Consider the following 13,624-nt stretch of genomic DNA (forward strand, 5'->3'; position numbering starts at 1 on the left):
CGGACGAGTACGACAGGATGCGCGCCGAGCAGGACTTCAGATGTGCGGCCTGCGGAACCCACGAGACCGAAATTGACACACCAATGCTTGGACGGCCCCGTGCAGATGGCCACAGAACGCCTGCGGTGCCACTGCAGGTGCAACAGGATCATCGGTATCGCCAGGGAAGACTCCGGGACGTTGCTGGGCTGCATCCACCTACCTTCAAAAAGCCGTTACTTAACATAATGTGAACTATCGACCTGGCATGTCTTCGATGGATCAGCGCCGTCATGATGGTTCTATGGGCGAGCAGGCTGTCACCGCGGCGATCTATGAGACCTTCGGCTTCCCCGAGCTGATCGCGCCGGTGACTGCGGCGCTGACGCAGCAGTCACCGGGCCCCCGCCGGACGCTGGCGCGGTCGGACGAGCTGTGGATGTGGATGTGCCCGCCTCGCCGGCGCGGTGGCGATCTGGCCATCGCCGGGTCCGGTTCGCGTCTGGGTGCCGTCGTCGAGGTCAAACTCGCCCATGGTCCGGCTCAGTGGTCACTCGCGTCGTTCGCGCGGCCTGAGGCGGTGCGTGACGATCCGGCCGCTCGGCGGTACGCGGACCGTCTTGCCCGGGCCGTCGCCGACCCGTTGCAGATGCCGTACGGGACGCGGCCGCATGACCTGTCCGACTGTGGCTGCACGTGGGCGGACGGCTATCACGGCAAGGCGTACGGCGGCGGTTGGGCCTGTGGGATCCCGCAGCTGGACTATTACTGCTATTTCAACAACTGGCTGCCCTCGTGGATCCGCGACAGCCCGGCGGACGACGTGGCCTGGGTGTTCCTGTCGGCGGTGCCGGTCGTGCTTTCGGAGAAGTACCCCGGTTTGGACTCGGTCGACCGGTGGCGGGTGGTCACGTTCGCTGCCTTTCTCAACGAGCTCGTCGACGGGCTGCCCGTTGGGCGTTTGTCGCCGGACGGCGCGGCCGCGGTCGACCGCCTCTGCCAGGTGATGTGGGAGCAGATGCCTTGGCCGGAGGTGGACCGGCTGCTCCCGCAGGCCCGGCGAAGAGCCACGGCCGGGGGCGGGAAGTAGCGGTGCTACTCCCCTGCCGTGCTGGTCATGGGAGTTGGGACTGCAGCGTGTGGGTGGCTTGGAGGAGGGCTGTCCGGTGTTTGGCCGCTTTGAGCCATGCGGGGAGCTGTTCGAGCATGCTCATGTCGCAGCAGCTTCGGAGGTGGGCCCGTTCGCGCAGGTGGGCGGTCAGGTATTGCTGGAGCAGGGTGAGGTGTGCGGCGTTGTAGGCCCACAGGGTGTGGCCGCGGAAGTCGGTGCGCAGCCAGAGTGGGCGGTTGAAGTACGGGTCGTTCGGGCCGCTCAGGTGTGGCAGGAGGTGGCCGGCGCCGTGGCGTGGTGCCGTCCAGGTGGCGGTGTGTGCGCAGTTGGTGCAGGTCAGTCGTCGGTGTAGTCGGGTGTTGTGGGGGCGCACGGTGGCGGGGCCGTCGCAGGCCGGGCAGTGGACGAGGATGTCGTCGCCGACGTGGCTGAGGCGGGCGCCGGTGTCACGGAATCGGGTTGGGGGCATCAAGCGGCTTTCGTCGTACGCAGCAGGAGTGCGGGCAGGAGCAGCTGCCGGCCGGCGTCGTCGGCGGTGATCTGGGTGTGTTCGATGGTGGTGGCTGTCCAGGTGGGTTCGGGGAAGGCGGTGTTCAGGTCGTGTTCGGTGAGTCCCCAGTCCTGGCTGCCTTCGCGGGAGATGGCCAGGACGATGAGGGCGGCGCCGGGTGCGGCGAGTTCGGGTAGCCGTGCGATGTAGGCGTCGGCGTGGCCGCGGCGGTGCAGGTTGTGCAGCAGGCCGCAGTCGATGAGCGTGTTGTAGGTGGTGGGCAGGGTCAGGGCGGTGGCGTCCTGGACTTCGAAGTGGAGGGGTAGTCCCCCGGCTTTGGCGCGGGCGGTGTCGATGGCGACGGTGGAGACGTCGACGGCGGTGACGTCGTAGCCGCGGCGGGCGAGGGTGATGGCGAGGTCGCCGGTGCCGCAGCCGAGGTCGAGGATCTTGGGGCCGGGCAGATCTGATTGGAGTACGGCGGTGAGCGCGGGCTGGATGCGGCCGATCTCCCAGGGTGGGTGGCCGGGGGCGTTGTAGAGGGCGTCGAATTCGTCGGCGTCGGTCATGGTTGCTCCCTGGTGGTGAGCCGGACGGTGTCGGGCCATCCGGGGTGCTCCCCCGGTCGGCGGTGCGGTTCGGTGAGGCCGTGTGCGATGTAGTCGGTGCCGGCGAAGGCGTACGTCGCAGGCCAGGTCTTCGCGCCGATCTCGGCGATGGCGGGGATGTCGTCGGGGGTGGCCGGGCGGATGCGCATGGGCCGTATTGTTCCGGGTTCGGTGCCGGGTGTGGGGGTGGCTGTGGTGCGGGTGCGGTGGGTGACGGGGTTTCTGGATTCGCCGTCGCGGGTGGCGGAGCCGTTCTGGGAGGCGGTGACGGGGTCGCGGTTGTCGGCGCGGCGGGGTGCGGCGGGTGAGTTCGCGACGTTGGTGCCGCCGGCGGGTGACGCGTATCTGCGGGTGCAGGTGCTGGCGGGTTCTCCCCCGCGTACACACCTGGATTTGCATGTCGACGACGTGGCGGAGGCTGTGGTCGAGGCGGTCGGGCGGGGCGCGGTCGTGGTGTTCGACGAGGGGGATCTGGTGGTGGTGCGCTCCCCCGCCGGGGTGGTGTTCTGCCTGGTGTCGTGGCGGGGTGAGGCGCGGCGGCCGGGTGGGCGTGGCGGTGGGGTGGATCAGTTGTGTGTGGATGTGCCGTCGGGGTTGTTCGAGCCGGAGATCGAGTTTTGGCGGGGGCTGACGGGCTGGGAGCGGCGGCCGTCGGATCGGCCGGAGTTCGAGCATTTGGAGCGCGGGCCCGGGATGCCGTTGAAGTTGCTGGTGCAGCGGGTCGGTTCGGCGGTGGCCGGGATGCATGTGGATTTGGCCTGTACGGACGTGGACGCCGAGGTGGCGCGGCATGTCGGGTGGGGTGCGTCGGTGGTGCGGCGGGTGCCGGGTGAGTGGACGACGTTGCGTGATCCGGTGGGCCGTGAGTATTGCGTGACGGGCCGCGCCCCGCTGCCGGAAAGTGTCGGAGGGGCCTGATAGAACTGTTCAAACAAACGTTCGAAGAGGTGGGGTCGAGATGGTGGCGACGGCGCAGGCGGGGTTGAGCGGCGAGGAGCTGCAGGCGTTTCGGGATCAGCTGGCGGCCGGGCGTAAGCCGCGGGTGCAGTTCACCGAGGCGGCCGGGCAGATCGCCGGTCAGATCGGCCAGGTGGTGGGCCTGGGCGATCCGGCGGAGTCCGACGAGTTCGTGGTGGTGCGTTTCGGTAAGGACGAGTTGCCCTTCTCCCCCGCCGACCTTCGGGTGGCGCCGCGCGGCGCCGCGGCGAAGAAGGCGGCGCCGGCCCCCGAGCCGGAGCCGGCGAAGCCGGCCGGTCCGCCGTTCGTGCTGGACCAGCCGGTGAAGGCGCCGCCCGCTCCGCGCAGGGCCGAGGAGCCGCCTTCGGCGGCCGCGGTTCCGGCTCCCGCGCCGAAGAAGGCGGCGGCGCGCCCGGCGAAGGCGAAACCGGCTCCGGGCCTGACGGTGACGTTGGCGTACGCCGAGGGTGAGTGGACGGTGGCGGCCAACCAGGGCGCGAAGGCTCTGGCCAAGCCGTACGTGATCCGCCCGGCCGAGGCGCTGCGCATGGTGTCGCTGGTGGACGTGCCCGGGGTGCAGGAGGCCGTGGAGCAGATCCTGGCCGCGGAGCGGGCCGAGGCGGAGGCCCAGGCGCAGCGCCTGCGAGCCGAGCTGGCCGAGGTCGAGGCCCGTCTGGCCGAGTTAGGCGAGGCCGGCTGACCTCCCGGCTGACCTCCCGGCGCCAGGGCGAGCGGCGCCAGGGCGAGCGGCGCCAGGGCGAGCGGCGCCGAGCTGGCGCTGACCTCTCGGCGCCCCTTTTCGGCGTCGAGCTGGCTCGCATAGGGCTGGCCTCTCAGGGCCACCTTTCCCAGCGCCGAGCTTGCTCTCTGCGAGCGGTCGTGTCGGCTGCCCGTTACCTCGGGGCAGCCAGGGCCGGCCGGTCCCGAGTTTCGGTTGTCGACGCGAGCCTTCCCGGGACGGCTTGTCTGGCGCCCGTTTGTGCGGAGCCAGCGGTTCGGGACGGCTGTTCGACGCTGGCTTTCCGCGCCGGCTTGTTTGGGCGTTGCCTTCACGGCTGGGCCTTCTCCGTGTCGGCGTTGTCGGTGTTGGCCCGCTCGGGATGGGCTTGCCCGGTGTCGGCTTGCCCGGTGTCGGCTGGGCCGATGTCGGCTGGGCCGGGATGGACTGGGCCGAGATGGGCTGCTGGGCCGGGATGGGTCTCCTCCGAGTGGGCTTGGCCGGGATGGGCTGGGCCGGCGTTGGCCTGCTCGGGTGGGGCCTTGTCGGGGTGGGCGGGGCGGCGGGGGCGGATGCGGGACGGGTCCGGGGGGCGGGTGGTGTCGACGTGGTGTGGGGTCTGCATTTCGGTGGGGCGTAGGGCGGCGAGGGTGTCGTGGATGCCGTCCATGATGAGCCGGGTGGCCTGCATGGCTTGGGCGCCGGGGGTGCCGGTGACGCCGGACAGGTCGATCGGGGTGTCGCCGAAGCGGACGTGGACGACGGGGCGGCGGCGGATGGCGTGCAGCAGGGAGCGCAGGAGGTGTTCGGGGGTGGTGTAGGGCAGGACGGCGTGTGCGCCCCACTGGGCGACGGGCAGGACGGGGGCGCCGGCTGCGGCGGCCATGCGGGCGACGCCGGTTTTGCCGCGTTCGGGCCACATCCAGGGGTCGAGGCCGATGCGGCCCTCCGGGTAGAGCAGCACCATGGCGCCGTCGCGCAGGGCCTGGGTGGCGGCGGGCAGGGCGTCGGCGACGCGGGTGGTGTTGCGGTCGACGCGGATGTGCCCGGCGGCGCGCATGGCGGGGCCGGCGATCGGCGCGTCGAACAGGCCGCCGGTGGCCATGATGCGTGGGGCGATGCCGGCTTTGTGGCAGGCGGCGGTCATGACGATCGGGTCGAACGGGCTGACGTGGTTGGCGGCCAGGATCAGCGGCCGGCCGCGCAGGTCGGCGGGCACGGTGCCGCTGACCCGCAGCCGGCACAGGGGCAGGACGACCAGGCGGGCGAGCAGAAGCATGAACCGCCACATGAGCGGCGTCCGCGGAGGGGGTGTGCTGTCCATCAGGCCGGTAATACTCGCATGGCTCCCTGCGCGGCGGGGGTGGGCTGTTGATCACATCGAATGGGCCGGGAGCACCGCGTCGCCGCCTCGGGACCTTCCGCGCGGCGAGTAGCGGAATCCCGACCCCTGCCGGGGGCGGCCGGTGGACGGGTTACGGGTCGCCACGGTGGGATTCCTCGGCCGCGGTCAGGCCCTGGAACAGGATAAGGTCAGGCGGGTGAGGCGGGCGCGGTTCAGGTGACGGCGGTCCGCGAGGCGGTCACCTCGAAGGGCACGAGGTGTGGCCGCCGGGCAACTCGCCGTCAGGGGCGCTTCGCCGGGCGGGCCGTGAGCTGTTCGGAGCCGGCCTGATCGTCGGTGCGCGGCGCGTCGGTGTGGGCCACGTCCACCGGGGGCCGGGATCACCGGATCGTCTCCCGCCCCGCCCGGGCGAATCTCCCACTGGGCTTGGGGGCGTTCAATTCCGATTCACTCCGCTCCCGCGATCGGGGGACGTGGCGGGTGGGCTGGCCTGGGAGGACAGCCTTTTCGGTGATCAGGTGGCGGGATTGCCGGGGAGCCGTGAGGCTGCTGGGGCGGTGATACTGCGGCCATGAGTCAGGTGCTTGCCGGGTTGATGGATGAGGTGCGTGACGATCCTGGGGTGGCGGGGCTGGTGTTGGCCGGCTCCCACGCGCGGGGTGTGGCGACGGCGGGTTCGGATGTGGACGCGTATGTGATCACGGGGTCGCCGGGGCGGTGGCGGCCGGTGTCGAGGGTGCCGCGGCTGGATCTGGCGGTGTTGTCGGTTGAGGAGTTGGCCGACGTGTCGGATCGGTGGCGGCGGTACTCGTACCGTGGGGCGCGGGTTTTGCTGGACCGGCTCGACGGGCGGATCGCTGAGCTCGTACGGCGGCAAGGGTCTTTGTCGTCGGAGGAGGCCGAGGTGATGGCCCGGGAGCAGCTCGACGGGTATGTGAGCGCGGTGTCGCGGGCGGTGCGCAGCCGGCGGGACGGGCGGGCCGAGGTGGCGCGGCTGGAGGAGATGGAGGCGGCCGGCTGGTGTCTGGGTGCGTTGTTCGCGTTGTTCGGGCGGGTGCGGCCGTACCACCGGTATCTGCGGTGGGAGCTGGACCATCATCCGTTGCCGGATCCGTGGACGGCGGATTTTGTGATCTCGCGGGTGGTGGAGCGGCCGTCGATGCTTGCCGGGGCGTTGGAGGTGGAGGCGCGCTCGCGGGGGTTCGGTGACGTGTTCGATTCAGCTCAGGCCTGATTCGGCGACGTCGAGCCAGTGGTCGACGGTGGCGTCGTCGTGGTGGCGGATGGACCAGTCGACCAGGCGCAGGCTCATGTGGGCCCAGTAGGCGCGCCGGCGGCGTTCGGAGATGGCTTCCAGGCGCTCGTCGAGCAGGCGTACGGCGCAAGGGTCTTGACCGGTCAGCATGAAACGCAGGGTGACCAGGTCGAAGTGGCGGTCGCCGCGGGTGGCGCCGTCCCAGTCGATGACGCCGGTGAGGTGGCCGCCGACGACCAGGACGTTGCCGGGGTGGAAGTCGAGGTGCACGAGGTCGTCGCCGAGCATGGCCGGGTGGGTCTCGCCGATGGCGTGGACGCGGTCGAGCAGGCGGGCGGTGCGGTCGCTGTGCTGGCGCAAAGGTTCGTGCAGGCAGAAGCCGGGGCCGTCGGCGGTGAGGTGCAGGTCGGCGGGTCTCGGGTTCGGTTCGGTGGCGAGCAGCCCGGCGAGCCGGTCGTTGACGGCGATCATCTGCCCGACCAGGGCGGCGTCGACGACCTGGGGTGGGTGGCCGGGCAGGCGTTGCTGGACGATGACGCGGGCGCCGTCGACGTGCGCGGCGAGCTCTTGGCGGGCGGTGGGTACGCCGGCGGCGCGGGCCTTGTCGACCAGGGGGCCGGTGCGGGATCGGCCCTCGGTCAGGACGGAGCGGCGCCCGTCGGGCCAGCGCACGTAGGCGGCGCCGACTTCCCCGCCGGGGGCGGCGCCTTCGAGTTCGAGGCGTACGCCGGTGATGTCGGCGATGCGCTCGAGGACGTGGGTGGCGTCGATGCGTGAGGTGCGCGGCCACTCCTGCGTGGCCACACGGTCGGCACGTCGCACACCAGCCCCCATGACGGTAAACGCTCTCCCGACCCATGACCGTAGCGCCGCGGTCAAGCCGTTTTTGTCGCCTACCGGACTCTGTGGATCTTCAAACAGTGGCTGACCTGGTCGGTCAGTTCCTCTTCGGTCAGGCCGGGTTCCACGGTGATCGCGGGCAGGTCCTCGCGGGTGAGTTCGTCGCGCAGCCGTTCGGTGAACAGGCGGTCGCGTTCGAGCAGGTTGGCCAGGGCCCGTTCGGGGTCGCTGGTGCGCCCGGCGATCTGCCAGGTCGAGCCGCGGCTGTCGAAGGCGGCGCGGCGGAACGCCGGGGTCGGCAGGAGCCACACCGCTGGCGTCGAGGAGGGCAGGTGCGGCCGTACGAGGTGGGGCAGCAACCGGAAGCCCTCGGCGATGATCCCGGGTTCGGTGGGCAGGCGGCGCAGATCCTCGATGATCAGGTCGAAGGCTTCGCCGCGGTACCAGTGGAAGGTGTCCAGCATGACCTGGGGGCTGCGGTCGACCCAGCGTTCGTCCATGCTCATCGCCAGGAACGCGCTCAGCTGCGGTTCGGTGCTGCGGGTGGCGTGCTCGCGCATCACCGCGTCGGTGTCGTAGAGGCGCAGGCCGTGCCGGGCGGCGAGGGTACGGGCGATGGTGCTCTTGCCGGCGCCGCTGGCGCCGCCGATCCAGTACACGTGCGGCAGGGACATCCGGAAATTGTCGTACCCCCGGGGCAGGATGCGGGCATCACCTCAACGACGAGGAGGCAACCGTGTTCGACGAGCTGTTCCCCATTCTGACGACGCCCGATCTGGCCCGCAGCCTGCGCTTCTACCGTGATCTGCTGGGCGGCGAGGTGACCTACCGGTTCCCGGCCGACGGCGACCCGGCCTACGTCAGCGTCAAAATCGGGGGTTCACACCTGGGCATCGGCCGGCAGGACGAGCCGGGCACCCTGGCCAACGAGCGGGTCACCTTGTGGGTGTACGCGCGTGAGTGCGACGCCGGTCTGGCCCGGCTCCGCGACGGCGGGGTCGAGGTGGTGCAGGAGCCGGCCGATCAGCCGTGGGGTGAGCGCATGGCCATGGTCGCCGACCCGGACGGCAACCGGGTGATCATCGCTTCCCGAGCGCCCGGGTGACCTGTGCCCGCGGTGCCGCGACGAGGTCGGGGAAGCGCAGGGCGGCCCAGAACTCGGCGGGCTCGCCGGTGATCAGCGCGTGGGTGCTGAGCCAGCAGGTCAGGGCCATGCCGTGGGTGGCCACGACCAGGGTGCGGTTCCCGGCTCGGGTCAGGTGGCGTTCGACGGCGGCGCTGAAGCGGGCGGTCACCGCGGCCGGCGGCTCCCAGCCGTCGGGGACGTGGGTGCCGGCGACGTAGGCGCGGGCGAGGGCCCGGTGGTCCGGCTGCCATGCGGGTGGCCGGCGGACCTCACCGAAGCCGGGGTCCTGGTGCACGGGGGCGCCGGGGACGGCGTACCGCAGGGTCTCGGCGGCTTTGGGTTCGTCGCTGGCGACGAGGTAGGCCCGCTCCGGCAGGCGCAGGGCGCGGGCGGCGGTGCGGCCCTGGGCGCTCAGCGGCCACGCGGTCGGCGGCGTGGCGGGGTCCAGGGTGGGCATGGCGTGCCGGACGAAGATCATGAGGGGGTGAGCACGGCCGGCAGGGCGGTGAGGTCGTCGACCGACCACGGCGGCCGCCAGGTGTCGGGGTCGTCGCGCAGGGCGGCGGCGTGCGGGTGGGCGGCGTTGGTGACCAGGACCGGGCGCATGCCGGCGAGGTGGGCGCCTCGGTGTTCGCGGCTGCCGCCGTCGCCGACGAACCAGCACGATGCGGCGGGTACGCCCAGGCGGGCGGCCGCGGTGGCGTACAGGCGCGGGTCGGGTTTGCGGTGACCCTCCTGCCAGGAGAACACGGTGGCGTCCACGCGGGCGGCGAACGGGGTGGTGGGCCAGGCTTCGACGAGTTCGCTGGCGCAGTCGCTGAGCACGGCCAGGCGCCAACCGGCGCGGCGCAGGCCGTCGAGCAGGTCCAGGGCGCCCGGGCGGGGGCGGCGGGCCGACGCGGCGCCGGCGTGCTGAACCCGTACGGCCGACCGCAGTTGATCGTCGGTGGGGTCGGCGCCGCAGCGGCGGGCCATCGCGAGCAGGGTCGCGCGGGTGTCGCCGTGCACGCCGGTGGCGCGTTCGGCGAACGAGGTGGACATCGCCGCCCAGAACGCGGCGGCGGGCACACCCAGCGCGGCGGCGGTGGCGGCGAACGACGCCCGGCGGCCGGACTCGGCGGCGGGATCGGTCAGGGTGCCGAAGAAGTCGAAGACGATCGCCCGCATCAGCGTGGCGGTGGGGCGCTGCCGCGCTGGCGCAGGTAGGCCAGGACGGCCTCGCGGGTGGTGCGCACCCCGAACAGGGCGCGGGCCTCGGCGATCCGGCGGTTCGCGGTGCGCAGCGACAGGAACTCGGCCGCGGCCGCCGCGGCGATGGTGTCACCGGCGGCCAGCCGGTCGAGCAGGGCCCGCTGCTCGGGAACCAGCTCGGTCACGGAACCACCACCGCCGGCGGGCACCGGGTCGGCGACGCCGTGCTGCACGGGACCCAGCCGGGACAGGTCGTCGACCAGGGCGCGGCCCAGCGGCGACTCGGCGTCGCAGACGGCCACAATGCCGGCGCCGCGGGCGGCGGCCAGCAACGCCAGCTGCAGGGTGTCGGCGTCACCGATACGGCCGTGCAGGACCAGGCGGGTGCTGGTCACATCCCAGCCCGGGTCGGTAAGGGCGAAGCCGTCGCGCGCCACCCAGCCGTCACGGGTGAGCCGGCGCAGCACGGTGTCGGCGTCGCCGGGGGTGGCGACGACGTGGCGAGGGGCGTCGGTCTGTCTGGTCACCGGCCATCCTTGTCAGACGTGTCGGGACGGGCAAAAGCGAGGGCGGCGGCTTCCGTACGGGTTCGGGCGCCGAGCTTGCGCATACCGGCGCGGATATGGGTGTCGACAGTCTCGGCGGAAATACCCAGCTGCCCGGCGATCCGGCGGGTCGGCTCCCCCGCCGCGACCAGCCGCAGAACATCGGTCTCCCGGCGGGTCAGCTGATCACCGGAACGCTTGCCCCGCGTGTCGCGGTGCACCCGGTGCCGGCGCAGCCCCCGGCGGGCCCGCCCGGCCAGCACGGTCAACCCGGCCGCGTCGGCCAGCCGCTCCGCGTTCAGCAGAGCCTCGACCGCCCGCGCCGGGTCGGTGTCGGTCAGTCCCGCCGCCAGCAGACACCGGATCCGCTCCCGCAACGCGATGGGCCGCCACCCATCGGCCGCGGCCGTGAACCCGGTCCCGGTCGCCCAGGCGGTCAGCGTACGCCGAGCGGCCGACGGCAGCCCGCCCGCGATCACCGGCGTCGCCTCCGACCCCAGATCGTGCGCGGCCCACTGAGCCGTGATCGCCCGCAGCCCGGCCAGCAGCCCACCGTCGTCGTCCCCGCCGGAGGCGACGGCCCGGTCCGGTTGCCCGTCGAGCCACGCGGTCTCCTGGGCCACCCACGACACAGCCGGATGCGCGGGCCCGCCGTCGAGGTGGGCCCGGGCGGCGGCGAGCAGCCCGGTGTCGGCCTCGATCAGCGCGGTGGCCGCGGTCGCGTAGCCCCGAGCCTCATCGGGCAGCGCCCGGTCGGTGAGGTTGGCGGCCCGGCGCAACACCCCGTCCGTGCCGTCCCACAGCTCAGCGACGACGTCCCCGGGATGAGTCGACGCAGGCGCGGTGGCCGCGCCGTAGATGCCACCCGGCCGCATGTGACCCAAACCCCGCGGATGGTCGGTCGGCGCCGGGGAACCGCTGGTGGTGGCCGACTCGCCGCGGTGGCGACCGGCAGCCTGGGCACCGCCCGGGTCAGCGGTAGCGGTAACTCGTTCATGAGGCGGCACGACGTCTGCGGCGCGGCTGCCGTCTTGACCGCCGACACCGCGGGCCGGGGGCGTCGGCGCGAAGGCCGGCCCGGCCGTGGCCGAGAAGGCGGGAGTTGTGGTGGCAGGGCCCGGCGCGGCCGCGGGCGAGTAGGGGCGAATTGTCGTGGCGGGGGCCGAAGCCGGGTCGGCGGGAATTGGCTCCGGGGGGACCGCGTGCGCAGGGGCGGAGCCCGCCTTGGCCGGGTCGGCGGGAGGGTTGGTCGGCCCAGGAGATTCGGCGAGCCCGGAACCGGGGGCCGTCGTGGGATCGGCGGGAGTGTTGGTGGGGGCCACGTCTGTGGTGGAGCCGTGCAGGGCCAGGGCCCAGTCGGCGGCCGCGGCGAAGCGGGTCTGCCAGCCGTACGCGAGGTCGGCGGCGCTGTCACGGGCCGCGCGCAGGGCCACCGACGCCGATTCGGTCAGGCGGCCGTCGGCGGCCAGTTCCTCGACGAGCAGCCACGCCGACCAGCGGGTGATCAGCGGGTCTCCCCCGGCGGTGGCGGCCGCGGCCAGCGCCGTGTCCCAGCCGGGGGTACGGAAGTGGGCCTGTACCGCGGCGAGGGCGGCCGCCACCCCGGCGGACGGCCGCGGATGCCGGGCGGCGATCTTGTCGGCGAGGTCGCGGGCCGCGGCCGGGTCGGTGGCCAGTTCGGCCAGCAGCAGCACCCGGTCGCGCCCGGCCATCACGAGAGGCGACGCGGCGTCGGGCACGGCCCGCACAGCGGCCCGGGCGGCTTCCGGGTTCCCGGCTTGCAGGAGGGCTTCGCCTCGCAGCACGTCGGCTTCCAGCCGCAGTGAGCGCAGCGCGTCGACGTCCACGGATCGGGCGGCCCCCGACGCCGCGCGGGACCGGGAATCCAGCCCCGGGGATGAATCCGGCTCGCCGGCCGGCTGCGGCGGGTTCGGTCCCGGCCGGCCGGCGGGTGAGTCGGTGAAGTCCAGGTCGGTGCCGGAACGCTCGGCCGGTGGGTGGGGGAAGCCGAGTTCGGCGCTGAACGGGTCCGTGCCGACGCTGTCGAACTGGCCGGCGGCGTCGGAGGCTCGGTGGCCAGTGGCGTAGGCGAGCTGGTCGTCGAAGGTCAGGACGCGGGCGGCGGCGGCGGGGCGGCCCACGGACAGCAGGGCGTCGGCGGCGGCCAGGCGGACGCGGGGGTCGATGGGGGTGTCGAGTTCGCAGGCGAACAGCAGCAGGGCGGCCCGGTCGCCGCCGGTGGTGTGGTCGGCGGCCAGCAGGGCCTGGCGGTGGGCGCCTCGCGGGTCGCCGGCGGCGGCCAGGTGGCGGGCGGCCTCGGCCGGTGGGGTCAGTTCGGCCAGGCGGGTGTGCAGGTCGGTGCGGGCGGCGGCGTCGAGCAGGCCGGCGGCGGTTTCGGCCACGTAGGTCGAGACCGGTAGCAGGGTGCCGTCCGGGGCGGCGGTGATCAGGCCGGCGGCCTGCAGGTCGGTGGCGCCGGGGCCGAGCAGGGCGGCGGGGGCGGGGCGGCCGAGCAGGCCCAGCGCGGCCAGGGCCGTGCGGGCGGGTCGGGGCAGGTCGGCCAGGGCGGTCGCGATCGCATACGCCACCTGGTCGATGTCGCCGCCACCGGACGCCGGCCGGGAGCCGGCGCCGCCGGCCGGGCGGAAGCTGTCGGGGTCGGAAGTGCCGGCCGGCCAGGACCCGGCCGCGCCGGAAGGAGAGGTAGCGCCGCCGGCGGCGGAGCGGGCGCCGGCGGCCGCGTTGCGGGCCAGGGCGGTCACGGCCAGGGGGTTGCCGCCGGCCCGGTCGACGACGGCGGTCAGGGTGGCCTGGTCGAGGTGGGGGGCGGTGCGCCGGGCCAGGTCGGCGGCCTCGGCCGGGGTCAGGGGCGGCACCGGGATCCAGGCGGTGGCCGCGGCGCGCAGCGCGGCCTCGGTGGCCGGGGGCAGCCGGTGCGGGGTGCGCACGGCGGTCAGGACCCGGCAGTGGGCCGCCAGCAGCGGCAGCGCGGCCAGGGTGGCCGGGTCGGTGTAGTGCAGGTCGTCGATGACCAGCAGGCCGCCGCGGACGCGGGAGCGGACCGCCTCGGCGAGCAGGTGGACGTCGTACGCGGGAAGCTTGGCCTTGACCGCCCTGGACAGGGCCAGCGCGGGCACCGTCTGCAGCATGGCCAGCCCGCCGCCGGCGTGGACCGGGCCGCTGACCGTCGCGCTGAGCCGGCGCAGCAGGGTGGTGCGGCCGCAGCCGGGCGGGCCGGTCAGCACGACGAGACCGGGGCGTTGCAGCATGGCGGCGGCCGGGTGCAGCGCTTCCGCCACCTGATCCCCTCCCCTTGGTCGGCGTGTGCCTGGCACGAACACGGGATCCCGTGTCCTCCCGCCTTCCGTAGGCTGGTGCCCGCGGCGGGAGCCCGCCCCCGCACGAGATGGAGAGGACGGCCGTGGTCTGCACATTCTCACCGACAGTGTGCCCGGCTGA

The 13,624-nt window shown here is 73.5% G+C and carries 15 protein-coding genes; 5 read left to right on the forward strand and 10 right to left on the reverse strand.

Annotated features, from left to right (window positions below; genetic code table 11):
* Positions 1-283: 283 nt before the first annotated feature.
* Positions 284-1,069 carry a hypothetical protein gene (locus ACGFJ7_RS11465; protein WP_360249326.1) on the forward strand — a complete coding sequence of 262 codons (786 nt, stop codon included), beginning with the start codon at positions 284-286 and terminating at the stop codon, positions 1,067-1,069.
* Positions 1,070-1,094: 25 nt separating this feature from the next.
* Here the strand turns inward: ACGFJ7_RS11465 and ACGFJ7_RS11470 are convergent, their stop codons facing one another.
* From ACGFJ7_RS11470 to ACGFJ7_RS11480, 3 genes are read right to left on the reverse strand one after another with little or no spacing between them, the layout of a single operon-like run.
* The gene (locus ACGFJ7_RS11470; protein WP_392642128.1) at positions 1,095-1,559 is read right to left on the reverse strand and encodes a hypothetical protein; all 465 of its coding nucleotides are present in this window, start codon (positions 1,557-1,559) and stop codon (positions 1,095-1,097) included.
* On the reverse strand, positions 1,559-2,149 hold the full coding sequence (locus ACGFJ7_RS11475; protein ID WP_392642129.1) for a class I SAM-dependent methyltransferase: 591 nt from the start codon (positions 2,147-2,149) through the stop codon (positions 1,559-1,561). Before ACGFJ7_RS11475 ends, ACGFJ7_RS11470 begins: the two co-directional genes overlap by 1 nt.
* On the reverse strand, positions 2,146-2,337 hold the full coding sequence (locus ACGFJ7_RS11480) for a hypothetical protein (protein ID WP_392642130.1): 192 nt from the start codon (positions 2,335-2,337) through the stop codon (positions 2,146-2,148). Before ACGFJ7_RS11480 ends, ACGFJ7_RS11475 begins: the two co-directional genes overlap by 4 nt.
* Positions 2,338-2,398: 61 nt before the next feature.
* On the opposite strand from ACGFJ7_RS11480, the gene ACGFJ7_RS11485 reads away from it, so the two are divergent.
* Together ACGFJ7_RS11485 and ACGFJ7_RS11490 are read left to right on the forward strand one after the other, a co-directional pair.
* Positions 2,399-3,106 carry a VOC family protein gene (locus ACGFJ7_RS11485; protein WP_392642131.1) on the forward strand — a complete coding sequence of 236 codons (708 nt, stop codon included), beginning with the start codon at positions 2,399-2,401 and terminating at the stop codon, positions 3,104-3,106.
* Between the two features lie 40 nt (positions 3,107-3,146).
* Positions 3,147-3,845 carry a hypothetical protein gene (locus tag ACGFJ7_RS11490; RefSeq protein WP_392642132.1) on the forward strand — a complete coding sequence of 233 codons (699 nt, stop codon included), beginning with the start codon at positions 3,147-3,149 and terminating at the stop codon, positions 3,843-3,845.
* A 349-nt stretch (positions 3,846-4,194) separates the two neighbouring features.
* On the opposite strand, the gene ACGFJ7_RS11495 is transcribed toward ACGFJ7_RS11490, so the two are convergent.
* Entirely contained in the window at positions 4,195-5,187 is a 993-nt protein-coding gene (locus ACGFJ7_RS11495; protein WP_392642133.1) for a 1-acyl-sn-glycerol-3-phosphate acyltransferase, read from the reverse strand.
* Positions 5,188-5,779: 592 nt separating this feature from the next.
* Between ACGFJ7_RS11495 and ACGFJ7_RS11500 the strand changes: the two genes are divergently transcribed.
* On the forward strand, positions 5,780-6,442 hold the full coding sequence (locus ACGFJ7_RS11500; RefSeq protein WP_360249308.1) for a nucleotidyltransferase domain-containing protein: 663 nt from the start codon (positions 5,780-5,782) through the stop codon (positions 6,440-6,442).
* Here the strand turns inward: ACGFJ7_RS11500 and ACGFJ7_RS11505 are convergent.
* Entirely contained in the window at positions 6,428-7,285 is an 858-nt protein-coding gene (locus ACGFJ7_RS11505) for a phosphotransferase enzyme family protein (protein ID WP_392642134.1), read from the reverse strand. The genes ACGFJ7_RS11500 and ACGFJ7_RS11505 overlap by 15 nt on opposite strands.
* 71 nt (positions 7,286-7,356) lie before the next feature.
* The gene (locus tag ACGFJ7_RS11510; RefSeq protein ID WP_392642135.1) at positions 7,357-7,977 is read right to left on the reverse strand and encodes a shikimate kinase; all 621 of its coding nucleotides are present in this window, start codon (positions 7,975-7,977) and stop codon (positions 7,357-7,359) included.
* A 62-nt stretch (positions 7,978-8,039) separates the two neighbouring features.
* Between ACGFJ7_RS11510 and ACGFJ7_RS11515 the strand changes: the two genes are divergently transcribed.
* Positions 8,040-8,408 carry a VOC family protein gene (locus ACGFJ7_RS11515; protein ID WP_392642136.1) on the forward strand — a complete coding sequence of 123 codons (369 nt, stop codon included), beginning with the start codon at positions 8,040-8,042 and terminating at the stop codon, positions 8,406-8,408.
* On the opposite strand, the gene ACGFJ7_RS11520 is transcribed toward ACGFJ7_RS11515, so the two are convergent.
* From ACGFJ7_RS11520 to ACGFJ7_RS11535, 4 genes are read right to left on the reverse strand one after another with little or no spacing between them, the layout of a single operon-like run.
* Entirely contained in the window at positions 8,383-8,907 is a 525-nt protein-coding gene (locus tag ACGFJ7_RS11520) for a histidine phosphatase family protein (RefSeq protein WP_360249296.1), read from the reverse strand. The genes ACGFJ7_RS11515 and ACGFJ7_RS11520 overlap by 26 nt on opposite strands.
* Positions 8,904-9,596 (reverse strand): HAD family hydrolase, encoded by a 693-nt coding sequence (locus tag ACGFJ7_RS11525; protein ID WP_360249293.1) that lies wholly within the window; start codon positions 9,594-9,596, stop codon positions 8,904-8,906. The genes ACGFJ7_RS11520 and ACGFJ7_RS11525 overlap by 4 nt, the downstream gene beginning before the upstream one ends.
* The gene (locus ACGFJ7_RS11530; RefSeq protein WP_360249290.1) at positions 9,596-10,147 is read right to left on the reverse strand and encodes a LuxR family transcriptional regulator; all 552 of its coding nucleotides are present in this window, start codon (positions 10,145-10,147) and stop codon (positions 9,596-9,598) included. The genes ACGFJ7_RS11525 and ACGFJ7_RS11530 overlap by 1 nt, the downstream gene beginning before the upstream one ends.
* The gene (locus ACGFJ7_RS11535) at positions 10,144-13,434 is read right to left on the reverse strand and encodes a LuxR C-terminal-related transcriptional regulator (RefSeq protein WP_392642416.1); all 3,291 of its coding nucleotides are present in this window, start codon (positions 13,432-13,434) and stop codon (positions 10,144-10,146) included. Before ACGFJ7_RS11535 ends, ACGFJ7_RS11530 begins: the two co-directional genes overlap by 4 nt.
* Positions 13,435-13,624: the final 190 nt, after the last annotated feature.

This window comes from Actinoplanes sp. NPDC048988, from assembly GCF_043197815.1.
GTDB lineage: Bacteria > Actinomycetota > Actinomycetes > Mycobacteriales > Micromonosporaceae > Actinoplanes.

Bases quoted from the DNA above. Each gene is read 5' to 3' on its own strand.
- ACGFJ7_RS11520 (WP_360249296.1), bottom strand. From the start codon at position 8,907: ATGATCTTCGTCCGGCACGCCATGCCCACCCTGGACCCCGCCACGCCG.
- ACGFJ7_RS11525 (WP_360249293.1), bottom strand. From the start codon at position 9,596: ATGCGGGCGATCGTCTTCGACTTCTTCGGCACCCTGACCGATCCCGCC.
- ACGFJ7_RS11480 (WP_392642130.1), bottom strand. From the start codon at position 2,337: ATGCGCATCCGCCCGGCCACCCCCGACGACATCCCCGCCATCGCCGAG.
- ACGFJ7_RS11500 (WP_360249308.1), top strand. From the start codon at position 5,780: ATGAGTCAGGTGCTTGCCGGGTTGATGGATGAGGTGCGTGACGATCCT.
- ACGFJ7_RS11465 (WP_360249326.1), top strand. From the start codon at position 284: ATGGGCGAGCAGGCTGTCACCGCGGCGATCTATGAGACCTTCGGCTTC.
- ACGFJ7_RS11510 (WP_392642135.1), bottom strand. From the start codon at position 7,977: ATGTCCCTGCCGCACGTGTACTGGATCGGCGGCGCCAGCGGCGCCGGC.
- ACGFJ7_RS11490 (WP_392642132.1), top strand. From the start codon at position 3,147: ATGGTGGCGACGGCGCAGGCGGGGTTGAGCGGCGAGGAGCTGCAGGCG.
- ACGFJ7_RS11535 (WP_392642416.1), bottom strand. From the start codon at position 13,434: ATGCTGCAACGCCCCGGTCTCGTCGTGCTGACCGGCCCGCCCGGCTGC.
- ACGFJ7_RS11495 (WP_392642133.1), bottom strand. From the start codon at position 5,187: ATGGACAGCACACCCCCTCCGCGGACGCCGCTCATGTGGCGGTTCATG.
- ACGFJ7_RS11470 (WP_392642128.1), bottom strand. From the start codon at position 1,559: ATGCCCCCAACCCGATTCCGTGACACCGGCGCCCGCCTCAGCCACGTC.
- ACGFJ7_RS11475 (WP_392642129.1), bottom strand. From the start codon at position 2,149: ATGACCGACGCCGACGAATTCGACGCCCTCTACAACGCCCCCGGCCAC.